Annotated in this window: 21 protein-coding genes; 6 read left to right on the top strand and 15 right to left on the bottom strand. The window is 68.6% G+C overall.

The window, feature by feature from the left end:
- Nucleotides 1-294: 294 nt before the first annotated feature.
- Nucleotides 295-1,389 carry a YihY/virulence factor BrkB family protein gene (locus AB4Y78_RS06980; protein WP_128277405.1) on the bottom strand — a complete coding sequence of 365 codons (1,095 nt, stop codon included), beginning with the start codon at nucleotides 1,387-1,389 and terminating at the stop codon, nucleotides 295-297.
- Nucleotides 1,390-1,554: 165 nt separating this feature from the next.
- Here AB4Y78_RS06980 and AB4Y78_RS06975 point away from each other — a divergent pair, with 165 nt between their 5' ends.
- From AB4Y78_RS06975 to AB4Y78_RS06960, 4 genes are read left to right on the top strand one after another with little or no spacing between them, the layout of a single operon-like run.
- The gene (locus AB4Y78_RS06975) at nucleotides 1,555-2,514 is read left to right on the top strand and encodes an ABC transporter ATP-binding protein (RefSeq protein ID WP_441736990.1); all 960 of its coding nucleotides are present in this window, start codon (nucleotides 1,555-1,557) and stop codon (nucleotides 2,512-2,514) included.
- A complete protein-coding gene (locus AB4Y78_RS06970) occupies nucleotides 2,511-3,413 on the top strand; it encodes an ABC transporter permease (protein ID WP_441715015.1) in 903 nt (300 codons plus the stop codon). Before AB4Y78_RS06975 ends, AB4Y78_RS06970 begins: the two co-directional genes overlap by 4 nt.
- A complete protein-coding gene (locus AB4Y78_RS06965) occupies nucleotides 3,410-4,324 on the top strand; it encodes an ABC transporter ATP-binding protein (protein WP_441715014.1) in 915 nt (304 codons plus the stop codon). The genes AB4Y78_RS06970 and AB4Y78_RS06965 overlap by 4 nt, the downstream gene beginning before the upstream one ends.
- Nucleotides 4,321-5,034, top strand: coding sequence for an ABC transporter permease (locus AB4Y78_RS06960; RefSeq protein ID WP_441715012.1), 714 nt, complete (start codon nucleotides 4,321-4,323; stop codon nucleotides 5,032-5,034). The genes AB4Y78_RS06965 and AB4Y78_RS06960 overlap by 4 nt, the downstream gene beginning before the upstream one ends.
- 73 nt (nucleotides 5,035-5,107) lie before the next feature.
- Here AB4Y78_RS06960 and AB4Y78_RS06955 read toward each other — a convergent pair whose 3' ends face one another.
- Nucleotides 5,108-5,740: a hypothetical protein gene (locus tag AB4Y78_RS06955; protein WP_441715010.1), complete on the bottom strand. Its 633-nt coding sequence runs from the start codon at nucleotides 5,738-5,740 to the stop codon at nucleotides 5,108-5,110.
- A 157-nt stretch (nucleotides 5,741-5,897) separates the two neighbouring features.
- Nucleotides 5,898-6,476, bottom strand: a complete 579-nt coding sequence (locus AB4Y78_RS06950; protein ID WP_441715008.1) for a LuxR C-terminal-related transcriptional regulator — start codon at nucleotides 6,474-6,476, stop codon at nucleotides 5,898-5,900.
- Nucleotides 6,477-6,492: 16 nt separating this feature from the next.
- Here AB4Y78_RS06950 and AB4Y78_RS06945 point away from each other — a divergent pair, with 16 nt between their 5' ends.
- The gene (locus AB4Y78_RS06945) at nucleotides 6,493-7,155 is read left to right on the top strand and encodes a hypothetical protein (RefSeq protein ID WP_441715007.1); all 663 of its coding nucleotides are present in this window, start codon (nucleotides 6,493-6,495) and stop codon (nucleotides 7,153-7,155) included.
- Between the two features lie 348 nt (nucleotides 7,156-7,503).
- Here AB4Y78_RS06945 and tuf read toward each other — a convergent pair whose 3' ends face one another.
- From tuf to rpoB, 9 genes are all read right to left on the bottom strand, one after another.
- Complete coding sequence (gene tuf / locus AB4Y78_RS06940) at nucleotides 7,504-8,697, bottom strand: elongation factor Tu (protein ID WP_007930020.1); 1,194 nt, start codon at nucleotides 8,695-8,697, stop codon at nucleotides 7,504-7,506.
- A gap of 111 nt (nucleotides 8,698-8,808) precedes the next feature.
- Nucleotides 8,809-10,935, bottom strand: a complete 2,127-nt coding sequence (gene fusA / locus AB4Y78_RS06935; protein WP_441715005.1) for an elongation factor G — start codon at nucleotides 10,933-10,935, stop codon at nucleotides 8,809-8,811.
- A gap of 88 nt (nucleotides 10,936-11,023) precedes the next feature.
- The gene (rpsG, locus tag AB4Y78_RS06930) at nucleotides 11,024-11,494 is read right to left on the bottom strand and encodes a 30S ribosomal protein S7 (protein WP_007930016.1); all 471 of its coding nucleotides are present in this window, start codon (nucleotides 11,492-11,494) and stop codon (nucleotides 11,024-11,026) included.
- Nucleotides 11,494-11,868, bottom strand: a complete 375-nt coding sequence (rpsL, locus tag AB4Y78_RS06925; protein ID WP_007930014.1) for a 30S ribosomal protein S12 — start codon at nucleotides 11,866-11,868, stop codon at nucleotides 11,494-11,496. The genes rpsG and rpsL overlap by 1 nt, the downstream gene beginning before the upstream one ends.
- 298 nt (nucleotides 11,869-12,166) lie before the next feature.
- A complete protein-coding gene (locus tag AB4Y78_RS06920; protein ID WP_441715003.1) occupies nucleotides 12,167-12,697 on the bottom strand; it encodes a GNAT family N-acetyltransferase in 531 nt (176 codons plus the stop codon).
- Entirely contained in the window at nucleotides 12,697-12,978 is a 282-nt protein-coding gene (locus AB4Y78_RS06915) for a hypothetical protein (protein WP_282072991.1), read from the bottom strand. The genes AB4Y78_RS06920 and AB4Y78_RS06915 overlap by 1 nt, the downstream gene beginning before the upstream one ends.
- Nucleotides 12,979-13,060: 82 nt before the next feature.
- Complete coding sequence (locus AB4Y78_RS06910; protein ID WP_128277410.1) at nucleotides 13,061-13,336, bottom strand: HU family DNA-binding protein; 276 nt, start codon at nucleotides 13,334-13,336, stop codon at nucleotides 13,061-13,063.
- Nucleotides 13,337-13,561: 225 nt separating this feature from the next.
- Nucleotides 13,562-17,443 (bottom strand): DNA-directed RNA polymerase subunit beta', encoded by a 3,882-nt coding sequence (locus AB4Y78_RS06905; RefSeq protein ID WP_441714999.1) that lies wholly within the window; start codon nucleotides 17,441-17,443, stop codon nucleotides 13,562-13,564.
- 130 nt (nucleotides 17,444-17,573) lie between these two features.
- Nucleotides 17,574-21,056, bottom strand: coding sequence for a DNA-directed RNA polymerase subunit beta (gene rpoB, locus AB4Y78_RS06900; protein WP_441714997.1), 3,483 nt, complete (start codon nucleotides 21,054-21,056; stop codon nucleotides 17,574-17,576).
- 381 nt (nucleotides 21,057-21,437) lie between these two features.
- Between rpoB and AB4Y78_RS06895 the strand changes: the two genes are divergently transcribed.
- Complete coding sequence (locus AB4Y78_RS06895; RefSeq protein ID WP_441714995.1) at nucleotides 21,438-22,694, top strand: phospholipase D-like domain-containing protein; 1,257 nt, start codon at nucleotides 21,438-21,440, stop codon at nucleotides 22,692-22,694.
- A gap of 86 nt (nucleotides 22,695-22,780) precedes the next feature.
- On the opposite strand, the gene rplL is transcribed toward AB4Y78_RS06895, so the two are convergent.
- The 3 genes from rplL to rplA form a co-directional block, all read right to left on the bottom strand.
- Complete coding sequence (gene rplL / locus AB4Y78_RS06890) at nucleotides 22,781-23,173, bottom strand: 50S ribosomal protein L7/L12 (RefSeq protein ID WP_007929164.1); 393 nt, start codon at nucleotides 23,171-23,173, stop codon at nucleotides 22,781-22,783.
- A 73-nt stretch (nucleotides 23,174-23,246) separates the two neighbouring features.
- Nucleotides 23,247-23,837: a 50S ribosomal protein L10 gene (gene rplJ, locus AB4Y78_RS06885; RefSeq protein ID WP_007929166.1), complete on the bottom strand. Its 591-nt coding sequence runs from the start codon at nucleotides 23,835-23,837 to the stop codon at nucleotides 23,247-23,249.
- A 280-nt stretch (nucleotides 23,838-24,117) separates the two neighbouring features.
- On the bottom strand, nucleotides 24,118-24,861 hold the full coding sequence (rplA, locus tag AB4Y78_RS06880; RefSeq protein WP_007928729.1) for a 50S ribosomal protein L1: 744 nt from the start codon (nucleotides 24,859-24,861) through the stop codon (nucleotides 24,118-24,120).
- Nucleotides 24,862-24,941: the final 80 nt, after the last annotated feature.

Genomic DNA, 24,941 nt, shown 5'->3' with positions numbered 1-24,941 from the left:
GGTCGGCTGCCCGGCCTCCGACCCACGCGGTCGGGTGTGTCGCACCCGCTCCGCAGCCCGACGACGTGCCAAAGGGCAGGTCGTCGGTCTGGTCGTCGACCCGGATCACCCGGATCGTGCTGTGGCTGCCGATGTGTCGCCCCGCCCGAAGCGGTTCGATGCGTTGTCATCAGCGTGTCGGAAACACACCCGATCGTGGCAAAGGCCGATCGAGGCGTCACCGCTCAACAAGCAACCTGACTAGTGTGCCAGAGGCTGCAGGCCCAGTCCAAATCGGGGCGGGGCGGTCCTTGACTAGTCCTGGTCGGCGAGGTCCGCCGTGGATCGACCCTGGTCCTTCAGGCCCTGGATGCGCAACGAGCGGGCCTCCTCGACGACCTCGACCTGCGCCTCCTCCGCCGCATCGGACTTCGTCGTGTCCCGCAGGGGCAGCAGCAGGTCCTCCTCGGCCGCCATGCCGGCCTGCAGCTGGCGGGATCGCTCGATCTCGGAGTCCAGCTCGGCGCCGAGGAGCAGCACGTTGTTGAGGATCCACAGCCAGAGCAGGAAGACGATGACGCCGGCGAGGGAGCCGTAGGTCTTGTTGTAGGAGCCGAAGTTGGAGACGTAGAAGCCGAAGGCCACCGAGGCGAGGATCGCCACGACGATGGCGACGGCGGCGCCGGGGGTGAGCCAGCGGAACTTCGGCTGCTGCACGTTGGGCGTCGCCCAGTAGAGCAGGCCGACCATGAAGATGACGACGAGCAGGATGACCGGCCACTTGGCGATGTTCCACGTCATGACGGCGGCGTCGCCGAGGCCGATGGTGTTGCCGATGGCGCGGGCCAGCTCACCGCTCACGGCGACGGACAGGATGATCGCTGCGGCCATGACGAGCAGGACCGCAGTGACGACGAGCTGCATCGGGCGCAGCTTGATGAAGCCGCGCCCCTCCGGCACCTCGTAGATCTTGTTGAGGGCCCGGCCGAAGGCGCCGACGTACCCCGAGGCTGACCACAGCGCGCCGGCGATACCGATGACGAGGCCGAAGCCGGCACCCGAGCTGTTGACCATCTGGTCGATGGGCCCCTCGAGGGTGTCGACGACGCTGCCCTGGCCGAGCTGGCCGATGACGTCGAGCAGGGTCTGCTTGGTCTCCTGCGGGTCGCCGACGAGGCCGATGATCGAGACGAGCGCCAGCAGCGCCGGGAAGATCGACAGGACGGAGAAGTAGGTGAGGGCGGCGGCGAGGTCGGTGCACCCGTCGGCGCTGAACTCCTTGATCGCGCGCTTGACGGCCATGGTCCAGCCGCGCTTCTTCATCTCTCGGATGGAGGGCTTGACCTCCTCGTCGAGGCCCTCCTCCTCGGGGGCGAGGTCCTCGGTCGCGGTGCTCTCGTCGTTGGCCATGTGGCGTCGCGTCTCCGTGGTCGGGTGGGGCGGGCTCCCCCAGCCTATGGCGAAGGGGGTCCCCCGCGCCGTGATCGTCAGGTCACGGCGCGTCCGCGCCGGCTGGTTAGGGTGTGACTGCGTCCGGCACACGGGGAGCCGGGACCACCGACGAGGAGGGGCAGCGTGACCGAGCACCGGCCGGTCGTCGTCACCGACCACCTGAGCAAGCGCTACGGCCCGGTGAGCGCGCTCGACGCGCTCACCCTGCGGGTCGACCCCGGCATCACCGGCGTCGTGGGCGTCAACGGCGCCGGCAAGTCGACGCTCATCAAGATCCTCCTCGGCCTGCTGCCGGCCACCGCCGGCACCGTCGAGGTCCTCGGCCGCGATCCCGGGTCCGACGGCAGGGACGTCCGCGCCCTCGTCGGGTACATGCCCGAGCACGACTGCCTGCCCGCGGACGTCAGCGCCGCGGACTTCGTCCTCCACATGGCGCTCATGTCCGGGTTGCCCCGTCAGGTTAGCCGCGAGCGAGCCTCCGACGTGCTGCGGCACGTCGGCCTCGACGAGGAGCGCCATCGGGCCATGGGCGGCTACTCCACCGGCATGAAGCAACGGGCCAAGCTCGCCCAGGCCCTCGTCCACGACCCGGCGCTCGTCTTCCTCGACGAGCCGACGAGCGGGCTCGACCCCCGGGCCCGCGACGACATGCTCGACCTCATCGCCCGGGTCCACGCCGACTTCGGCATCTCCGTCGTCGTGACGAGCCACCTGCTCGGCGAGCTCGAGCGCACCGCCGACAGCATCGTCGTGCTCGACAGCGGCCGACTGCTGCGCGCGTCGCGCACCTCGGACCTCACCCAGAGCACGGGCACTGTCGTCGTCGAGGTGCTCGGCCCGCCCGGCAGCGACCGGGCCCTCGGGCAGGCGCTGCTCGACCGGGGGGTCACCGCCTGGCCCGCCGGCCCCGACGTCGAGGTACGCATCGAGCGCCCCGAGGACCTCGACGCCGTCCGCGACGCGGCCGTCGACCTCGACCTGGGGCTCGTGCGCGTGCAGGAGCGGCGCCACACCCTCGACGAGGTCTTCCACGCTCCCCCTTCGTCGGCCGTCACCGCCCACCCCGGAGGACCACACGCATGACTTCTCCCCCGCGCAGCGTCATCCACGACCTCGGCTACCGCGGATTTCGCGGCGGCCGTCTCGGCGACGGCGCCATCACCCTCGAGCTCTACCGCAACTCCGTGGCGCAGGCCTTCGGCATCGGCCGCTCGGGCAAGGCCAAGATCATGCCGTGGTTGACGATCGCCCTCATGGCGCTGCCCGCCGTCGTGCTCGGCGCGCTGAGCATCCAGGCGGCCCAGGCCCCGGCGGGCATGGGCACGGCTCCGTCCAACTACTTCGGCTACCCCTACTGGACCCAGCTGCTCATCACGATCTTCGTCGCGACCCAGGCGCCGGTGCTCTTCGCCCGGGACCTGCGCTACCGCACGATCGTCCTGTACTTCGCCCGGCCGGTCTCGCGGACCCGCTTCGTGCTCACCCGCCTGGCGGCGCTGACGACGGCGATCTTCCTCGTCATCATCACGCCGATGCTCGTGTGGTTCGCCTGCGCGCTCTCGACGGGGGTGGACACCGGTCTTCACGCGAAGCGCTTCGGCGCCGCCCTCGTCGGCGTCGCCGTGCTCTCCCTCGTGCTCGCCGCGGTCTCGGCGCTCGTCTCGACCCTCGCGACGAAGTCCGGTCTCGCGCTCGCCGCGATCATCGTCGTGCTCATGGTCCCCTCCGCGATGATCACGATGGCGCTGGCCATCACCTTCGAGCTGCAGCGCGACGGCATCGGCCAGCTCGTCGCCTCGGCCCACCCCTTCACCGCGGTCGCCGAGCTGGTCTCCGGCCTCTTCGGCGATCCGCCGGCCAATGCGACCCTCCCCCAGCCCGAAGGGTGGTACGTCCCCCTCGCGGTCCTCGTGTGCGTCGCGTGGGCGGCCGTGCCCACCGCCGCGCTCGTCGCCCGGATGCGATCGGTGGCCTCGCTGTGAGCACGCTGCACCTGGGGTCCGTGAGCCGCTGGTTCGGCAACGTCGTCGCCGTCAACGACGTGACGATGGACGTCGGTCCCGGCATCACCGGTCTGCTCGGGCCCAACGGCGCCGGCAAGTCGACGATCCTGTCGATCATGGCCGGGCTGCTCGCGCCCTCCGCGGGCACCGCGACACTGGACGGTCACCCCCTTCGTCAGGACACGGGGACGTACCGGCAGATCGGGCTGGTGCCCGTGCAGGAGTCGGTCTACGACTTCCTCACCGCCCGCCAGTTCGTCCGGCTCAACGCCGACCTGCACCAGCTTTCGTCGGCGCGGGCCGCGACCGACCACGCGATCCGGCTCGTCGACCTCGAGGGGGCGGCCGACCGACCGGTCGCGACCTTCAGCAAGGGCATGCGGCAGCGGGTCAAGATGGCTTCGGCGCTCGTCCACGACCCGCCGGTGCTGCTGCTCGACGAGCCCTTCAACGGCATGGACCCGATCCAGCGTCACTCGATGGCGACCCTCCTCGCCGACTACGCAGCGCAGGGCCGCACGATCGTCTTCAGCTCGCACATCCTCGAGGAGGTCGAGTCGCTCGCCGGGCAGATCGAGGTCATCGTCTCCGGGCGGCACGCGGCCTCGGGCGACCGCACCGAGATCCGCCGGCTCATGACCGACCGGCCCAACCAGTACCGCATCCGCAGCAGCGACAACCGGGCCCTCGCCGCCGCCCTGCTCGCCGGCTCGAGCGTGCGCGGGGTACGGCTGCACGGCGACCGGTACCTCGAGCTCGAGGCCGACGACTTCGGCGGCTTCGCCCGCACCGCTCCCCGGGTGGCCCGGGAGCACGACATCCGCATCTTCGAGCTGACGCCGACCGACGAGTCGCTCGAGAGCATCTTCGGATACCTGGTGAGCCGATGAGTCCCGCGATCATCCGTCTGGCCCTGCGCTCCCTGCTGGGGCGCGTGCGGGTCCTCGTCCTCGTCGCGATGGCGGGCGCACTGCTCGGGCTCGCACTGCTCATCCGGCTCGCCCCGACCGGCCCGCTCGACCCGACCGGCGTGCCGCTCGACCTCGTGCGCACCTTCGGCATCGGGGTCGTCGTCCCCGTCGTCACGCTCATCGGCACGACGACGCTCATCACCTCGGAGATCGACGACGGGTCGATCATCTACCTGCTGAGCAAGCCGATCCCGCGGTGGGTGATCGTCGCGAGCAAGATGCTCGTCATCCTCGCCAGCTCGGTGCTCTTCGCCGTGGTGCCGATGGCTCTCGCCGCGCTCATCATGGTCGGGGTCGACGGCGACCTGTGGTGGAGCGCCCTCCTCGGCGGCACGGTCTCGGCCATCGCCTACACGGGTGCCTTCGCCCTGCTCGCGCTGCTCGTCAAGCGCAGCGTCACCGGGTGCCTGCTCTACTGGCTCGTCTGGGAGGCCCTGCTCACGTCGGTGCTCGACCCGGCCGAATACCTGTCCGCGCGGGCCTTCGGCGGGAGTATCCTCCACGCGGGGCTCGGCCTCCAGGCCCACCCGTCGCCGTGGTTCGCCGCCCCGGCCGCGCTCGTCGTGCTCGTCGCGGGTGCCGCCCTGGCCGGGCGACGGCTGGCGCGGACGACGATCTCGGAGATCTGAGGGCAGAAACCCGAAAACGACGAAGGGCGGTCCCGGCTACATCGGGACCGCCCTTCGGCGTTGGCGTCGCAGGTCAGCTGCAGCCACCCAGGATCGCGCCCGTGAGACCGGTGGTCTGGACGCCACCCGGGGACGTCAGGTCGTAGCGGTTGAGGTCCAAGACGTTGGGGTTAAGGATGGTCCCGTAGGTGACCGACGCGCCAGGCGCGAGGGGAGCCTTGAGCGTCAGGGTGCGGGTGGCCTGGAGCGCGCGCGTACCGTTGATCGTCGTCACACTGGAGCCCAAAGTCGGGTCCCAGCCGGACTGCGTGAAGGAGTCGAAAAGCGCGGTCGGGAGACCGGTGATCGTCAGGGTTAGCTTGAAGGTGCTGAGGATTGCCGCCCGGGTGACATCCGACGCTACCCCCGAAGAGGGGACCCAGATGCGCTCGGTGAAGGTTGCGCCCGCGGGGATGGCACAGGCGTTCGCGCCGGTCGCGGTGTTGGTCACGGTCCAGCCAGCCCCGACATTCGCGCCAGCCACGGAGATGAGGCAGCCAGCCTGCAGGCTGATGTTGTTCTGCCAGTTGACCGGGTCGGTGCAGTCAACCGTCGACGCGGCGAGCGATGGCGCAGCGGCTGCGACGGTGACGGCCGGGACGGCCCAGGCGGCGCCCTTCGCGATGGAGCGGCGGGACGGGCCAGTGGTCGTGATGTGCTGAGTCATGACAGTCTCTCTGCGGACAGGCGCGTGCAGGGCGCACCGGGCACGTCGCACGGCACGACACGTGAGTGGGTTCCTCCCCATGGCAGCCCCCTGTCGAGCTGCCACGCACGATCCTAGGAAGACCTGACTCACCTGCGACCAAATGCCCTCAAAAGGACTAGTCCAACCACGCGCGAACGGTCAGCGCCCGCCGCAGCCCCTCCCGGGTATGGGTCCCCCGGTGCCCGGCCTTGGTCCTGATGTTGGCGATGTGCACCTTGAGCGTGCGGTCACTGATGCCCAGGATCTGCGCCACCTGGGCACGGGTGCGGTCGGCGTGGTCGACGAGATAGGCACGAGCCACGCCCTGCTCGCGCTCCGTCAACGTCGGGAGCGGCCCGGCCGCGTCGGTCCACGGCACGTCTCCACCGGACAGCACCTCCGAGACGACAGCGACGAGCTCGCTGGGTGCGTGCAGCATCGACACGTAGGTCAGCGCCCCGGCATCACGCAGCTCAGCGATCCGCGGCGGCGGAAGGGTCCCTCCCCAGACGATCGTCGACCGGCCCGCGCTCGCCCGTTCGCGCATCATCTGCCCCTGATCGGCTGCCATCGCGCTCGCGACGAGCAGACCGGCCGCCGCCACCGGGTCGTCGACGACCTGCGCTCGGATCCCGTGCTCGTCGAGCACGACGACCACGGAGTCCGCGTGCAACCGCCAGGGCGACCACACGGAGACCACGGGAGGCACGGACATGCCACCATCGTGCCCGATGCCCACCTCGATCCGGCTGGACCTGGTCCACACCTCCCCCATCGTCACGACGGCCCTGCGTCACGAGCTGCGCCGCGGAGAGCGGCCCCTGCGCGTGACGACCGCTGTCCACTCGTGGGTGCACTTCCAGGAGGAGTGGGACTTCACGGGCCCCTTCGTCGTGCTGGACGCCCTGCTCGACGACCACGTGCCCCTGCCGCTCAAGGTGCGCGCCCTGCGCCGCCTCGGCTCGCGGGCCATCATCATCGGCCCGGAGCGCGAGACCCCCTTCGCCCGACGGGTGGCCGCCGAGGGCGCGGTCGCCTGGATCGAGCCGACCGTGGGACTCGTCGAGGTCGCCGAGACCATCCGCGACGTCTGCGGCGGGCACGTCCCCCACCACGCGCGGGTCGACCCCGCCGCGGCACCGGTCACGACCCTGACCGACCGCGAGCTGCAGGTGCTCACCCTCTACGTCGCCTCGCGCGGGCACTCCCCCGCGCACATCGGCCGCATCCTCGCCCTGCGCACCTCCACCATCCGCAGCCACCTCGAGCGGGGACGCGCCCGCTACCGCGCCGCCGGCCTCCCCACGAACAACCGTGCCGCTCTGAGGGCGGCACTCGAGGCCGACGGGTGGACCCTGCCCGCGCACGTGTGGATCGAGGCGGGCCGACCGTAACCCTTCGAGACGGCGCTGGCGCGCCTCCTCAGGGAACAGTCGGATTCGAGACGGCGCTGGCGCGCCTCCTCAGGGAACAGTCGGATTCGAGACGGCGCTGGCGCGCCTCCTCAGGGAACAGTCGGATCCGAGACGGCGCTGGCGCGCCTCCTCAGGGAACAGTCGGATCCGAGACGGCGCTGGCGCGCCTCCTCAGGGAACAGTCGAATCCGAGACGGCGCTGGCGCGCCGCCCACGCGGAACGTGGGACCCACTCGGGGAACAACCACGCCCAGCACGACGCAGGGCCCGCCTCCCCTGACGGGGAGACGGGCCCTGCGTGGCTGCTGACTCGAGGTCAGCCCAAGATCACTTGATGATCTTGGTGACGCGACCGGCGCCGACGGTGCGGCCACCCTCGCGGATGTTGAACTTCAGGCCCTCCTCCATGGCGATCGGCTGGATGAGCTCGACCTTCATGTCGGTGTTGTCGCCGGGCATGACCATCTCGGTGCCCTCGGGCAGCGAGACGACGCCGGTGACGTCGGTGGTCCGGAAGTAGAACTGCGGACGGTAGGAGTCGTAGAACGGCGTGTGACGGCCACCCTCCTCCTTGGACAGGATGTAGACCTGCGCCTCGAACTCGGTGTGCGGGGTGATCGAGCCCGGCTTGCAGATGACCTGCCCGCGCTCGACGTCCTCGCGCTTGGTGCCACGAAGGAGCAGACCGACGTTCTCGCCCGCACGACCCTCGTCCAGGAGCTTGCGGAACATCTCGATGCCGGTGACGGTGGTCGTGGTCTTCTCCTCGCGGATACCGACGATCTCGACCTCCTCGTTGACGTTGAGGATGCCGCGCTCGATACGACCGGTGACGACGGTGCCACGACCGGTGATCGTGAAGACGTCCTCGACGGGCATCATGAACGGCTTGTCGAGGTCACGCTCCGGCTCGGGGATGTAGGAGTCGACGGCGCCCATGAGCTCCATGATCGACTCGCCCCACTTGGCGTCGCCCTCAAGCGCCTTGAGCGCCGAGACCTTGACGACCGGGACGTCGTCGCCCGGGAACTCGTAGGAGGACAGCAGCTCGCGGACCTCCATCTCGACGAGCTCCATGATCTCCTCGTCGTCGACCATGTCGGCCTTGTTGAGCGCGACGACGATGTAGGGGACGCCGACCTGGCGGGCCAGGAGGACGTGCTCCTTCGTCTGCGGCATCGGGCCGTCGGTGGCGGCGACCACGAGGATCGCGCCGTCCATCTGAGCCGCACCGGTGATCATGTTCTTCACGTAGTCAGCGTGACCCGGGCAGTCGACGTGCGCGTAGTGACGCGACTCCGTCTGGTACTCGATGTGCGCGATCGAGATGGTGATACCGCGCTGCTTCTCCTCGGGAGCCTTGTCGATCGTGTCGAACGCCGAGGCCTCGTTGAGGTCGGGGAGCTGGTCGTGCAGCACGCGGGAGATCGCGGCCGTCAGCGTCGTCTTGCCATGGTCGATGTGACCGATGGTGCCGATGTTGACGTGCGGCTTGCTCCGCTCGAACTTTGCCTTCGCCACTGTGTTGTCCTCCTCAGGACGTCTTCTCGGTTACGCCTTTGCCCGGCAGGGTGGCGTCGTTTTTGGGTGTGTTGTGGATGGTCCGTGTCGGGATCCCGGTAATGCTACCGGTCACTCGCCTCGGGTCTTCTTGATGATCTCCTCGGCGACCGCCTTGGGGACCTCCGCGTAGGAGTCGAACTCCATGGAGTAGTTGGCCCGGCCCTGGGTCTTGGACCGCAGGTCACCGACGTAGCCGAACATCTCCGACAGCGGCACGAGGCCGGTGACGACCTTGGCCCCGCTGACGTCCTCCATGGACTGGATCTGGCCACGACGCGAGTTGATGTCGCCGATGACGTCGCCCATGTAGTCCTCGGGGGTACGCACCTCGACCTTCATCATCGGCTCCATGAGCACCGGGTCGGCCTTGCGAGCGGCCTCCTTGAAGGCCATCGAGCCGGCGATCTTGAAGGCCATCTCCGAGGAGTCGACGTCGTGGTAGGCACCGTCGATGAGGGTGGCCTTGACACCGACGACCGGGTAGCCGGCGAGCACGCCGTACTGCATCGCGTCCTGGATACCGGCGTCGACGCTCGGGATGTACTCACGCGGGATGCGACCACCGGTGACGGCGTTCTTGAACTCGTAGAGCTCGCCGTCCGCGTCCTCGGTCGTGGAGTCGAGGGGCTCGAAGGTGATCTGCACCTTCGCGAACTGACCCGAACCACCGGTCTGCTTCTTGTGCGTGTAGTCGTACTTCTCGACCGCACGACGGATCGTCTCGCGGTAGGCCACCTGCGGCTTGCCGATGTTGGCCTCGACCTTGAACTCACGCTTCATCCGGTCGACGAAGACGTCGAGGTGGAGCTCGCCCATGCCGGCGATGATCGTCTGACCGGTCTCCTCGTCGAGCGAGACCTGGAAGGTCGGGTCCTCGGCGACGAGACGCTGGATCGCGCTGCCGAGCTTTTCCTGGTCGCCCTTCGTCTTCGGCTCGATGGCCACCTGGATGACCGGGGCCGGGAAGGACATCGACTCGAGGATGACCTGGTCGTTGATGTCGCTCAGGGTGTCACCCGTGGTGGTCTCCTTGAGACCGATGACGGCGTAGATGTGCCCCGCCATCGCCTCCTCGACCGGGTTCTCCTTGTTGGCGTGCATCTGGAAGAGCTTGCCGATGCGCTCCTTCTTGCCCTTGGTCGAGTTGATGACCTGGGTGCCCGGCGTGAGCTTGCCCGAGTACACGCGGATGAAGGTCAGCGTGCCGAAGAAGGGGTGCGCGGCGATCTTGAAGGCGAGCGCCGAGAAGGGCTCGTCGATGCTCGGCTTGCGGAGCACGACCTCCTCCTCGTTGCCGGGGGCGTGGCCCTCCATGGCAGCCACGTCGAGGGGGCTCGGCAGGTAGTCCTTGACGGCGTCGAGCACCGGCTGGACACCACGGTTCTTGAAGGCCGAGCCGCAGAAGATCGGGTAGAGCTCCGAGTTGACGGTGAGCTTGCGGACGCCCGCCTTGATCTCCTCGTCGGTGAGCTCCTCGCCACCGAGGTACTTCTCCATGAGCTCGTCGTCGGACTCGGCGACGCGCTCGATGAGGTGGTTGCGGTACTCCTCGGCCTTCTCCTGGAGGTCCGCGGGGATCTCCTGGGTCTCGTACGAAGCACCGAGGGTGACGTCACCCTTGGCGTCGCCGGGCCAGACGAGGGCCTTCATCTTGATGAGGTCGACGACGCCGACGAAGTCGTTCTCGGCACCGATCGGCAGCTGCATGACGAGCGGCTCCGCACCGAGGCGGTCCTTGATCGTCTGGACGGTGAAGTAGAAGTCCGCGCCCAGCTTGTCCATCTTGTTGACGAAGGCGATGCGGGGGACGTCGTACTTGTCCGCCTGGCGCCACACGGTCTCGGACTGGGGCTCGACGCCCTCCTTGCCGTCGAAGACCGCGACCGCACCGTCGAGGACGCGCAGCGAGCGCTCGACCTCGACCGTGAAGTCGACGTGACCCGGGGTGTCGATGATGTTGATCTGGGTGTCGTCCCAGAAGGAGGTGACCGCGGCGGACGTGATCGTGATGCCGCGCTCCTTCTCCTGCTCCATCCAGTCGGTGGTGGAGGCACCGTCGTGCGTCTCGCCCAGCTTGTGGTTGACGCCGGTGTAGAAAAGGATGCGCTCAGTCGTCGTCGTCTTGCCGGCGTCGATGTGCGCCATGATGCCGATGTTTCGGACCTTGGTCAGGTCCGTCAGGACGTCCTGTGCCACTCGTTATCTCATCTCGCTCGTTGCGGTCGTGTCTGCCCGGGCGGGCGGGTGTGGTCGGGGTCGGCGCGGGGCCGACCCCGACCTGCTGTCACCAGCGGTAGTGCGCGAAGGCCTTGTTGGACTCGGCCATCTTGTGCGTGTCCTCGCGACGCTTGACCGCGGCACCCAGGCCGTTGCTCGCGTCGAGGATCTCGTTCATGAGGCGCTCGGTCATCGTCTTTTCACGACGCTGACGCGAGTAGCCGACCAGCCAGCGCAGCGACAGGGTGGTCGCACGGCCGGGCTTGACCTCGATCGGGACCTGGTAGGTCGCGCCACCGACGCGGCGGGACTTGACCTCCAGGGAGGGGCGGACGTTGTCCAGGGCGCGCTTGAGCGTCTGGACCGGGTCCGTGCCGGTCTTCTCGCGGACACCCTCGAGGGCGTCGTAGACGATGGACTCGGCGATGGACTTCTTGCCGTCGAGAAGGATCTTGTTGACCAGCTGGGTCACCAGCGGGGACTGGTAGACCGGGTCGACGACGAGCGGGCGCTTCGGGGCGGGACCCTTGCGAGGCATTACTTCTTCTCCTTCTTGGCGCCGTAACGGCTGCGGGCCTGCTGACGACCCTTGACACCCTGGGTGTCGAGGGACCCGCGGACGATCTTGTAACGGACACCGGGGAGGTCCTTCACTCGGCCACCACGCACGAGCACGATGGAGTGCTCCTGCAGGTTGTGACCGACACCCGGGATGTAGGCCGTGACCTCGATGCCACTCGTGAGGCGCACGCGGGCGACCTTACGCAGGGCAGAGTTCGGCTTCTTGGGGGTGGTCGTGTACACGCGCGTGCACACGCCACGGCGCTGCGGCGAGCCCTTGAGGGCGGGCGTGGCGGCCTTGGACGGCTTGTCCTGCCGGCCCTTGCGCACCAGCTGGTTGATGGTAGGCAACCTGTGTCTCCGTACGTCGGTGATGTTGTCTGCACCGCTCGGGCGAACCCGACCGGCACTCCTTGGATGCCACCCGCGACCCCCGCACTCGGGTGTGTCGCTGGTGGTGCTCTCCCCTGCACTCCCCGTCACGACCCCGGAAGGTCATCTCGAGGTGCCCGGCGAGAGGGGCGAGGGAGGTCGTCTCCGACCTTCCTCCACGCGCGTCACGGCACAGCCGTGCCACGCACGCTGATCAACGATACCGGCGAGCCCATACCGTCACAAATCCGATACGTGCGGGACCTTGCGCGGGGTGTCACGCGAGTCGGTCAAAAGCGGGGGCGTAGGCAAAAGGCCCAGCCATCTCAGGCCGCCACGCCCGCAGGGTCAGTGCCTGGAAGTACTCGTCCGGCCACGGTCCAGGGGAGCCGATCCCGAGGCCCGCCGCCGGCCGGAAGCCGAAGAAGCCGTAGTACGCCGGGTCGCCGAGGAGCACGATCGCCGGCTCGGCGGCCTGCTCGGCGCTCGCAACGACGGCCATGACGAGCGCGGCACCGATCCCCTGCCGCTGCAGCTGCGGTCGCACCGCGATCGGCCCGAGGCCGACCGACGGCGCCCCGTCGAGCGTCCCCCGACTGCACACGACGTGCCCCACGACCTCGCCGTCGAGCTCGGCGACGAAGGTCAGGCCGTCGATGACGGAGCCGTCCGACCGCAGGCCACGCAGGAGCTCGCGCTCGAGCGACTCCCTTCGCCCCTCGGGCACGCCGAAGGCCGCGTCGTGCAGCGCCTCGGTCGGCGCCGTGTCGGCCGGCGTCTCCCGCCGGATGATGAGGTCGTCGCGCATCAGTACCTGTCCGTGATCCAGTGGCTGTTGCCGGTGAGGAAGGCGAGCAGGTAGGCACCCGCCACGACGAGCAGCAGCACCGTCACGATCGTCGCGTCGGAGCGCGAACGCCGCGTGAAGGTCGTGACCGCCGCCACCGCCAGCACGAGGCCGAGGAGTTTGGTGACCCCGCCCGGCTTGAGCAGGAGCACGAGGGCACCGACGGCCAGCAACGAGCCGAGCGCCCACCGCGCCGCGGTGGCCCGCACCGACATCGGCTGGTCGCGCTGCTCTCCGGTCATGGCTGCATCCTCCCCCATCACGGCACGACGAAGGGGGTCGGTCGCCGTCGCGGCGMCCGACCCCCTTCGTGTGGTGCGGCGATCAGCCCTTGGCCGCGGCCTTGAGGGCGCTGCCGGCGGAGAGCTTGGCGGCGTAGCCACCGGGGATGACCATCTCCTCGCCCGACTGCGGGTTGCGGCCCTTGCGCTCCTTGCGCTCGACGCGCTCGAGGCTGAAGAAGCCGGGGACGGTGACCTTCTCGCCCTTGGCGACGGACTCGGACAGGACCGCCTGGAGGGCGGTGATGACCTCGGACGCCTGAGCGTTGGTGACGCCGGCCTTCTCGGCGACGGCGCTGGCGAGCTCGGACTTGTTCATGTGGGATCTCCATCCTTGAAGTTCGTGAATCGAACAGGGACCAATCAACCACGAAATCCCGGGTGACGTCGACCTGACCTTCGGCGTGTTTCCCTTGATTTTCCGGCGATCTTCACCGGCCGATCGCCACATCCGCCTCATCCGTCACACCTGTCACACGGGGCAACGACGACGGGGGTGGCACCGCGATCGCGGCACCACCCCCGTCGGGAGGAGCGAGTCTGCTCAGACGTCCAGATCGAGGTCGTCGAGGCGGATCGCCTCGCCCGAGCCGGGACCGAAGACCGGGTAGGCGTACTCGTCGTAGTTGGGCAGCGAGTACATCGCGGCCTTGGCCTCCTCGGTGGGCTCGACGTCCACGTTGCGGTAGCGGGGCAGACCCGTACCGGCGGGGATGAGCTTGCCGAGGATGACGTTTTCCTTCAGACCCAGCAGCGGGTCCGAGCGGCCCTCCATCGCGGCCTCGGTGAGGACGCGGGTCGTCTCCTGGAAGGAGGCGGCGGAGAGCCAGGAGTCGGTCGCGAGCGAGGCCTTGGTGATACCCATGAGCTCGGGACGGCCCGAGGCCGGGCGACCACCCTCGGCGACGACGCGACGGTTTTCGGTCTCGAAGCGGGCGCGCTCGGCGAGCATGCCCGGCAGGAGGTTGGCGTCACCCGACTCGAGGATCGTGATCCGGCGCAGCATCTGCCGGACGATGACCTCGATGTGCTTGTCGTGGATCGACACGCCCTGCTGGCGGTAGACCTTCTGCACCTCGTCGACGAGGTGCTTCTGGGCGTGACGCGGACCGAGGATGCGCAGGACCTGCTTGGGGTCGATGGCGCCCTGGACGAGCTGGGTACCGACGGCCACGCGCTCGCCGTCCTCGACGAGCAGGCGCGAGCGCTTGCTCACCGGGTAGGCGTGCTCCTCGCCGTCGCGGTCCGCGACGAGCAGGATGCGCCGGCCCTTGTCGGTCTCCTCGATCGTGATCTTGCCGTCGGCCTCGGCGATCGGGGCGACACCCTTGGGGGTGCGCGCCTCGAAGAGCTCGACGACTCGCGGCAGACCCTGCGTGATGTCGTCACCGGCCACACCACCGGTGTGGAAGGTCCGCATCGTCAGCTGGGTACCGGGCTCACCGATCGACTGGGCCGCGATGATGCCGACGGCCTCGCCGATGTCGACGAGCTGACCCGTGGCCAGGCTGCGGCCGTAGCACTTGGCGCACGTACCGACCTTGGACTCGCAGGTGAGCACCGAGCGGATCTTCACCTCGTCGACGCCAGCCTTGTACAGCTGGTCGATGACGACGTCACCGAGGTCGGAGCCGGCCTCGGCGAGGACGGAGCCCTCGTGCTCGACCGCCGCCGCGAGGCAGCGACCGTAGACGGTGAACTCGACCTCGTCGTGGATCCGGCGGGTGCCGGTGAGCTCGTCGAACTGCGCGATCGGCATCGTCAGGCCGCGCTCGGTCCCGCAGTCGTCCTCGCGGACGATGACGTCCTGGGAGACGTCGACGAGACGACGCGTCAGGTAGCCGGAGTCGGCGGTGCGAAGGGCGGTGTCGGCCAGACCCTTGCGCGCACCGTGGGTCGAGATGAAGAACTCGACGACCGAGAGGCCCTCACGGAAGTTCGTGCGGATCGGGCGCGGGATGATCTCGCCCTTCGGGTTGGCCATGAGGCCACGCATACCGGCGATCTGTCGCAGCTGGAACCAGTTACCACGAGCACCCGAGTTGACCATCCGGAAGATGGGGTTGTCCTTCGGGAAGTTCTCCTGCATCTCTGCGGAGACCTCGTTGGTCGCCTGGGTCCAGATCTCGATCTGCTCCTGACGACGCTCGTCGTCGGTGATCAGACCGCGCTCGTACTGCTTCTGGACCTTCGTCGCCTTCTCCTCGTAGGTCGCGAGGATCTCCGCCTTGCGGGGCGGGGTGACGACGTCGGAGAGCGCGACGGTCGTGCCCGAGCGGGAGGCCCAGTGGTAGCCGGCCTCCTTGAGGGCGTCGAGCGAGGCCGCGACCTGCACCTTGGTGTAGCGCTCGGCGAGGTCGTTGACGATCGTCGACAGGCGCTTGCGGTCCACGGGCTCGTTGACGAAGGGGTAGTCCTCCGGCAGCGTCTCGTTGAAGAGGGCCCGACCCAGGGTGGTCTCGGCGATCCACGTGGCCACACGACCCTGCTCGTCGACCTCGGCACCCTCGGGCAGCTCGTGCCCGACGGGCACGGCGACATCGGTCAGGCGGATGCGGACCGGCGTGCCGATCTTGATCTCGCCGGCGTCGAAGGCCATGCGCGCCTCGGCGGGCGAGGCGAAGGCACGACGTTGCTCGGTCTCGAGAGCCACCTCGGAGGTGAGGTGGAAGAGGCCGATGACCATGTCCTGCGTCGGCATCGTGACGGGGCGGCCGTCAGCCGGCTTGAGGATGTTGTTGCTCGAGAGCATGAGGATCCGGGCCTCGGCCTGGGCCTCCGCGCTCAGCGGCAGGTGGACGGCCATCTGGTCACCGTCGAAGTCCGCGTTGAAGGCGGTGCAGACGAGCGGGTGGATCTGGATGGCCTTGCCCTCGACCAGCTGCGGCTCGAAGGCCTGGATGCCGAGGCGGTGCAGCGTGGGCGCACGGTTGAGCAGCACCGGGTGCTCGGTGATGACCTCTTCGAGGACGTCCCACACGACCGACCGGTGGCGCTCGACCATCCGCTTGGCGGACTTGATGTTCTGCGCGTGGTCGAGGTCGACGAGCCGCTTCATGACGAAGGGCTTGAAGAGCTCGAGCGCCATCGCCTTGGGCAGACCGCACTGGTGCAGCTTCAGCTGCGGGCCGACGACGATGACCGAACGGCCGGAGTAGTCGACACGCTTGCCGAGGAGGTTCTGGCGGAAACGACCCTGCTTGCCCTTGAGCATGTCGGACAGGGACTTCAGCGGCCGGTTGCCCGGGCCGGTGACCGCACGACCGCGACGACCGTTGTCGAAGAGGTTGTCGACGGCCTCCTGCAGCATCCGCTTCTCGTTGTTGACGATGATCTCGGGCGCGCCGAGGTCGAGCAGTCGCTTGAGGCGGTTGTTGCGGTTGATGACGCGGCGGTACAGGTCGTTGAGGTCGGAGGTCGCGAAGCGGCCACCGTCGAGCTGGACCATCGGGCGCAGGTCCGGCGGGATGACCGGGACGGCGTCCAGGACCATGCCCGCGGGCTTGTTGTCGGTGGTGAGGAAGGCGGTGACGACCTTGAGGCGCTTGAGGGCGCGGGTCTTCTTCTGCCCCTTGCCGGTCGCGATGATCTCGCGCAGCTTGTCGGCCTCGGCCTCGAGGTCGAAGGTCTCCAGACGCTTCTGGATGGCCGCGGCACCCATGCCGCCCTCGAAGTACAGACCGAAGCGGTCACGCATCTCGCGGTAGAGGACCTCGTCGCCCTCGAGGTCCTGGACCTTGAGGTTCTTGAAGCGGTCCCAGACCTGGGCGAGGCGCTCGACCTGCTGGTCGGCCCGCTTGCGGATCTGGTTCATCTCGCGCTCGGCGGAGTCGCGGACCTTGCGCTTGGCGTCGGACTTGGCGCCCTCGGCCTCGAGCTCGGCGATGTCCTTCTCGAGCTTCTGCGCGCGGGTCTCGACGTCCGCGTCGCGGCGGTTCTCGAGCTCCTTCTTCTCGGCCTCGATCTGCGCCTCGAGCGAGGGCAGGTCGGTGTGCCGCTGGTCCTCGTCGACGCTCGTGATCATGTAGGCGGCGAAGTAGATGACCTTCTCGAGGTCCTTCGGCGCCAGGTCGAGCAGGTACCCCAGGCGCGAGGGGACGCCCTTGAAGTACCAGATGTGGGTGACGGGTGCGGCCAGCTCGATGTGGCCCATGCGCTCACGACGCACGCCGGCGCGGGTCACCTCGACGCCGCAGCGCTCGCAGATGATGCCCTTGAAGCGCACGCGCTTGTACTTGCCGCAGGAGCACTCCCAGTCCCGGGTGGGGCCGAAGATGCGCTCGCAGAAGAGGCCCTCCTTCTCGGGCTTGAGGGTGCGGTAGTTGATGGTCTCGGGCTTCTTGACCTCGCCGTGGCTCCAGTTGCGGATGTCCTCCGCGGTGGCCAGACCGATGCGCAGCTCGTCGAAGAAGTTGACGTCCAGCACTTCGTGCTTCCTTCTCTCGTTGTCGAGGATGACTCGATAAGTTCTGTGGCCCGTGCGACGCGGACGCCGCGTGGGCTGATGGAGGGGCCGCTGCCGGGGCGCGGTCCGTCAGGACCGCGCCCCCGAGCGGTTAGACCTCCTCGACGCTGCTCGGCTCGCGCCGGGACAGGTCGATGCCGAGCTCTTCCGCGGCGCGGAAGACATCGTCCTCGTTGTCGCGCATCTCGATGGTGCCGCCCTCGGAGTTGAGGACCTCCACGTTGAGGCAGAGGGACTGCATCTCCTTGATGAGCACCTTGAAGGACTCCGGGATCCCGGGCTCCGGGATGTTGTCGCCCTTGACGATGGCCTCGTACACCTTGACGCGACCGGTCACGTCGTCGGACTTGATCGTCAGCAGCTCCTGCAGCGCGTAGGAGGCGCCGTAGGCCTCGAGGGCCCACACCTCCATCTCGCCGAAGCGCTGGCCACCGAACTGGGCCTTACCGCCGAGCGGCTGCTGGGTGATCATCGAGTACGGCCCCGTGCTGCGGGCGTGGATCTTGTCGTCCACGAGGTGGTGCAGCTTGAGGATGTACATGTAGCCGACGGACACCGGGGCCGGGTAGGGGTCACCGGTGCGGCCGTCGAAGAGATTGGCCTTGCCGCTCTGGTCGATGAGGCGCACACCGTCGCGGGTGGGCGTCGTCGAGTCGAGCAGACCGGCGATCTCGTGCTCGTCGGCACCGTCGAAGACGGGGCTGGCGACACGGGTGTCTGCCGGGGCCTCGCGCGCGTCCTCGGGGATCATCGCGGCCCAGTCGGGGTTGCCCTCGATCTTCCAGCCGCGGCTGGCAGCCCAGCCCAGGTGCAGCTCCATGATCTGGCCGATGTTCATTCGACCGGGGACACCGAGCGGGTTGAGCACGACGTCGACCGGCGTGCCGTCCTCGAGGAAGGGCATGTCCTCCACGGGGAGGATCTTGGAGATGACGCCCTTGTTGCCGTGGCGGCCGGCGAGCTTGTCACCATCGGTGATCTTGCGCTTGTTGGCCACGTAGACGCGCACCAGCTGGTTGACGCCCGGGGGCAGCTCGTCGCCCTCGTCCTTGTCGAAGACCTTGACGCCGATGACCGTGCCGGTCTCGCCGTGGGGGACCTTCATGGAGGTGTCGCGGACCTCGCGGGCCTTCTCGCCGAAGATGGCGCGCAGCAGGCGCTCCTCCGGGGTCAGCTCGGTCTCGCCCTTCGGCGTGACCTTGCCGACGAGCAGGTCGCCGTCGCGGACCTCGGCACCGATGCGGATGATCCCGCGCTCGTCGAGGTCGGCGAGGACCTCCTCGGAGACGTTGGGGATGTCGCGGGTGATCTCCTCCGGGCCGAGCTTGGTGTCGCGGGCGTCGACCTCGTGCTCCTCGATGTGGATCGAGGAGAGGACGTCGTCCTGCACCAGACGCTGGCTGAGGATGATGGCGTCCTCGTAGTTGTAGCCCTCCCACGGCATGAAGGCCACGAGCAGGTTGCGCCCGAGGGCCATCTCGCCACCGTCGGTCGCGGGACCGTCGGCGATCAGCTGGCCGGCCTCGACGCGGTCACCCTCGGAGACCATGACGCGCTGGTTGTAGCTGTTGCCCTGGTTGGACCGGGAGAACTTCATCATCTTGTAGGTCTTGCTGCCGCCCTCGTCCTGCAGGACGGTGACGAGGTCAGCGGAGACCTCGGTGACGACGCCGGCCTTGTCGGCGCGGACCACGTCACCCGAGTCGAGGGCGGCGCGGTGCTCCATGCCGGTGCCGACGTAGGGGGCCTCGGCCTGGACGAGCGGCACGGCCTGGCGCTGCATGTTGGCGCCCATGAGCGCACGGTTGGCGTCGTCGTGCTCGAGGAAGGGGATCATCGCGGTCGCGGCGGAGACCATCTGGCGCGGCGAGACGTCCATGTAGTCGACGTCCTCGGCCGGGATCTGGTCGACCTCGCCACCCTTGGTGCGGGCGAGGACCCGCTCCTCGGCGAAGGTACCGTCGTCGGCGAGGACGGCGTTCGCCTGGGCGACGATGACCTTGTCCTCCTCGTCCGCGGAAATGTAGACGATCTCGTCGGTGACCCGACCGTCGACGACCTTGCGGTACGGCGTCTCGATGAAGCCGAAGGGGTTGATCCGCCCGTAGCTCGCGAGCGAGCCGATGAGACCGATGTTGGGACCCTCAGGGGTCTCGATCGGGCACATGCGGCCGTAGTGCGACGGGTGGACGTCACGGACCTCCATCTGCGCGCGGTCACGGGAGATACCGCCCGGGCCCAGCGCGTTGAGGCGACGCTTGTGCGTCAGCCCCGACAGCGGGTTGTTCTGGTCCATGAACTGCGACAGCTGGCTGGTGCCGAAGAACTCCTTGATGGAGGCGACGACCGGCCGGATGTTGATCAGGGTCTGCGGCGTGATGGCCTCGACGTCCTGGGTCGTCATCCGCTCGCGGACGACGCGCTCCATCCGGGAGAGACCGGTGCGCACCTGGTTCTGGATGAGCTCACCGACGCTGCGGACACGACGGTTGCCGAAGTGGTCGATGTCGTCGGTCTCGACCGGCACCTCGAAGGGCTCGCCGTCGCGCGTCCCCGGGAGGGTCGGCTGGTCGGCGTGCAGCGCGACGAGGTACTTGAGGGTCGCGACGATGTCCTCGAGCGTGAGCACCGAGGAGTCGAGGTCGGCCTCGAGGCCCAGCTTGCGGTTGATCTTGTAGCGACCGACCTTGGCCAGGTCGTAGCGCTTGGGGTTGAAGTAGAGGTTGTCGAGCAGGTTCTGCGCGGCCTCACGGGTCGGCGGCTCGCCGGGGCGCAGCTTGCGGTAGATGTCGAGCAGCGCGGCGTCCTGGTCCTCGACCGTGTCCTTCTCGAGGGTGGCGCGCATCGACTCGTACTCGCCGAACTCCTCGAGGATCTCGGCGGAGGTCATGCCGAGGGCCTTGAGCAGGACCGTGACGGACTGCTTGCGCTTGCGGTCGACACGCACACCGACGAGGTCGCGCTTGTCGATCTCGAACTCGAGCCAGGCACCGCGGCTCGGGATGACCTTGGTCGAGTAGATGTCCTTGTCGGACGTCTTGTCCGGGGTGCGCTCGAAGTAGACGCCCGGGCTGCGCACGAGCTGCGAGACGACGACGCGCTCGGTGCCGTTGATGATGAAGGTGCCGCGCTCGGTCATGAGCGGGAAGTCGCCCATGAAGACCGTCTGGCTCTTGATCTCGCCGGTCTCGGCGTTCATGAACTCGGCGGTGACGAAGAGGGGCGCGGAGTAGGTCTGGTCGCGCTCCTTGCACTCGTCGACGGAGTACTTCGGCTCCTCGAAGCGGCTCTCGCGGAAGGAGAGGCTCATCGAGCCGGAGAAGTCCTCGATCGGGGAGATCTCCTCGAAGATCTCCTCCAGACCGGGGTGCTCGGGGACGTCACGTCGACCGGCGTCCAGAGCGGCAGCGACGCGCTCCTGCCACTTCTCGTTGCCGAGGAGCCAGTCGAAGCTCTCGGTCTGCAGGGCCAGGAGGTCCGGGACCTCCAGCGGCTCGCGGATCTTCGCGAAGGACAGACGGCCACTAGCCGTCCGTGCGGTGGACATCGGGGAAGCGGTGCGCGAGGCAGCCAAGGATGGATCCTTCCACGGGCCTTGAGGGTCGGGCGGCGCCACAGGGCTCCCGATCGGACCCAGACGACCCGCTCACGACACCTCCGCGAGGAGGGAATTCGAGCGTTCCGACGGAGCCACGACAGGACTAAGGCAGCGCAAAGCGACAGCATAATGCAGGGACACACGGCTGTCCAACCCGGTCGAGCCGACGGCTCGACGGTGGTCAGGGCGTCACACCCACCAGATCGGTGGCGGCGCCGGATCATTCGACGCCATGAGGATGGATCACCGAAGAGGTCACGTCAAGGCGCGTCCCCGGCGGGTCGCCAGACGGACACCGCCCCGCGGGCCCGGACGGCCCCCGGCCGACCCCCTTCGCCCTCCCCCTAGGCTGGGGTCATGGATCTGCGCTCTGCCCGCCGTCGCCGCCGGCGCAGCGAGGTGCGCCGACTCGTGCGGCGTTCCGCCGCAGCGGCGCTCGCGACCCAGCTGGCCACGGTCGGCGGCCTGCTCGTCTTCGACTCGCTGCGTCGCAAGGACCGCCCGGACCAGGAGTTCCCGCACCGCCCCGGCGCCCCGGTGCCGGTCGACGGCGGCGACGTACGGATCTACACCTTCGGCGAGCACCTCTTCGAGGACATGCTCGCCGACATCGAGGCCGCGACCTCGCGGATCTACTTCGAGACCTACATCTGGAAGTCCGATGCCGTCGGTCGGCGCTTCCGCCAAGCCCTCGTCGACGCCCACGAGCGCGGCGTCGAGGTCTACGTCGTCTTCGACACCTTCGCCAACCTCGTCGTGCCGCAGGAGTTCTACCGCGGCCTGCCTGAGGGCATCCACGTCAAGCGCCACCCGCTCGTGACCGGAGGCGCGAAGTTCTTCTTCCCCAGCCACTGGGGGCGCAACCACCGCAAGCTGCTCGTCGTCGACAGCACCGCCGCCTACGTCGGCGGCTACAACATCGGCCAGGACTACGCCAACCGCTGGCGCGACACCCACGCACGCTTCGCCGGGGACATGGTCGTCGAGCTCGAAAACGCCTTCGTCGACTACTGGAACCACTACGGCGGCACGCCACCGCTCCCCCAGCCGGCGCGGCGCACGTGGAGCCGCGAGATGCGGGTCCACCGCAACCTGCCGGCCGACATGGTCTACCCGATCCGCAACATGTACCTCGAGGCGATCGACCGCGCCAACACCCGGGTCTGGCTGACGACCGCCTACCTCATCCCCGACGACGCCTTCGTCCGTAGCCTCGTCCAGGCAGCCGAGCGAGGCGTCGACGTGCGCCTCATCGTCCCCCACTTCAGCAACCACATCGTCGCCGACTGGCTCAGCCGGGTGACCTACGAGCGCCTCCTGAGCGGTGGGGTGCGGCTGCTCCGCTTCGAAAACGCCATGGTCCACGCCAAGACCGCGACCATCGACGGCATCTGGTCGACCATCGGCACCGCCAACATCGACCGGCTGAGTCTGGCCGGCAACTACGAGGTCAACATGGAGATCCTCGACTCCGACGTCGCCCGCCGGATGGAGGAGATCTTCGATCTCGACTCCAGCAACTGCACCGAGCTGACGCTCGACGAGTGGACCCGACGGCCCCTCATCGCCCGCGTCACCGAGGGCATCCTCTCCCCCTGGCGACCGCTGCTCTGACCCATCGAGACAGACGAAGGGCGGGCCGCACCAGATGGTGCGACCCGCCCTTCGGCAGATCAGTGCTCGTCAGTGACGAGCCGAGATCACTTGAGCTCGACGGTGGCGCCGGCGCCCTCGAGGGCCTCCTTGGCCTTCTCCGCGGCGTCCTTGTCGACCTTCTCGAGGACGGGCTTGGGGGCGCCGTCGACGAGGTCCTTGGCCTCCTTGAGGCCGAGGCTCGTGAGCGCGCGGACCTCCTTGATGACCTGGATCTTCTTGTCGCCGGCCGCGGCGAGGATGACGTCGAACTCGTCCTGCTCGGCGGCGGCGTCGCCACCGGCGTCGCCACCGGCGGCCGGGGCGGCACCCGCGACGGCAACCGGGGCCGCGGCGGTGACCTCGAAGGTCTCCTCGAACTGCTTCACGAACTCGGAGAGCTCGATGAGGGTCATCTCCTTGAAGGCCTCAAGGAGCTCGTCGGTGCTGAGCTTCGCCATGATGGGCGTCCTTTCTGATCAAACGTGTGTGCCGTGAGTGGCGGGGATGTACTGCTGGCTCGAGGCAGGTGCCTCAGGCCTCGTCGCCACCCTCGGGGGTGGTCTCGGTGGTGTCCGCAGCAGGGGCGTCGGTCGTGACCGGGCCCTGCTCCTCGACCTTCGCCCGCAGCGCGTCGACGACGCGAGCCGTCTGCGCGAGCGGCGCGTTGAAGAGGTACGCGGCCTGGGTGAGCTGGGCCTTCATGGCGCCAGCAAGCTTGCCCAGGAGAACCTCGCGCGACTCCAGCTTCGCGAGCTTCTCGATGTCCTCCGCGGTGAGGGGGTTCCCGTCGAGGAGCCCACCCTTGATCACCAGGAGGGGGTTGTCCTTGGCGAAGTCACGCAGACCCTTCGCGGCCTCGACGGGGTCGCCCTCGACGAAGGCGATCGCGTTCGGCCCGACGAGCTGGCCCTCGAAGGCGGCCTCGACGCCCGCCTCCTTGGCAGCGCGCTCGGTCAGCGTGTTCTTCACCACGGAGTAGGTGGCGTTGCCACGGAGCTTGCCGCGCAGCTCACCGAGCTGCGCCACGGTCAGACCGCGGTACTCCGTGATGACGGCCGCGGTCGACGTGCGGAACTTCTCCGCCATGTCGGCAATGACGGCGTCCTTCTCGGCGTTCGCCATGCGGGCCTCCCTTCTCGTGTGGTGCCACCGGGGCCCGGGACGAGAAAAGGAGCCCCGGCGCAGGCACGGGACTCCTCAGGGCACCCACGAGTGGATGCTGCGGTGTCGGCCTGCGCGGGTCGCCCGCTCTCGCGGAACCTTCAGCCACCCCAGAGGGACGGCAACCGGCGGTCAATGGTCGTGGACCAGCGTACGGCAGGCCGGCCGGTGGTCCAAATCGCATGACGAAGGGGGCGTCCCCCTCGTGGGAGACGCCCCCTTCGTCAGGTGCGGCGCGGTGTCACTCGCCGGCGGGGACCTCGTCGGCGGCGACCGGGGCGGTCTCCTCGAGGAGGTTCTTCACCCGCGAGCTGTCGAGGACGATGCCCGGGCCCATGGTCGTGCTGAGCACGGCCTTGGTGATGTAGCGGCCCTTGGAGGCGGACGGCTTGAGGCGCAGGATCTCCTCGAGCGCGGCCTGGTAGTTCTCCACGAGCTGGGTCTCGCCGAAGCTCGCCTTGCCGATGATGAAGTGCAGGTTGGCGTGCTTGTCGTTGCGGAACTCGATCTTGCCGCCCTTGATGTCCGAGACGGCCTTGGCCGTGTCCATCGTGACGGTGCCGGTCTTCGGGTTCGGCATGAGGCCGCGGGGACCGAGGACCTTGCCGAGACGGCCGACCTTGCCCATGAGGTCCGGGGTGGCGACGACGGCGTCGAAGTCCATCCAGCCGCCCTGGACCTTCTCGAGCATGTCGTCGGACCCGACGAAGTCGGCGCCGGCCTCGCGGGCGGCGTCGGCCTTGTCACCGTTGGCGAAGACGAGGACGCGGGCGGTCTTGCCCGTGCCGTGCGGCAGGTTGACCGTGCCGCGGACCATCTGGTCCGCCTTGCGCGGGTCGATGCCGAGACGGAAGGCGACCTCGACGGTCTCGTCGTAGGTCTTCTTCGCGCCGTCCTTGGCGAGGCGGATCGCCTCGAGGGGGGCGTACGCGAGGTCGCGGTCGATCTTCTCGGCCGCGGCGCGGTAGCTCTTGCTGCGCTTCATGAGTGCTCCTTGGTGGTGGTGGAGGTGTGGTGCGGGCCAGCGCGGGCCCTCCCACGGGGGTGGCTGGATCAGCCTTCGGG

It is taken from the genome of Janibacter sp. RAF52 (assembly GCF_052114035.1).
In the GTDB taxonomy this organism is placed as follows: domain Bacteria; phylum Actinomycetota; class Actinomycetes; order Actinomycetales; family Dermatophilaceae; genus Janibacter; species Janibacter hoylei.
The sequence above is the reverse complement of the archived record's forward strand: the minus strand, read 5'-3'. Positions and strand labels throughout refer to the sequence as shown.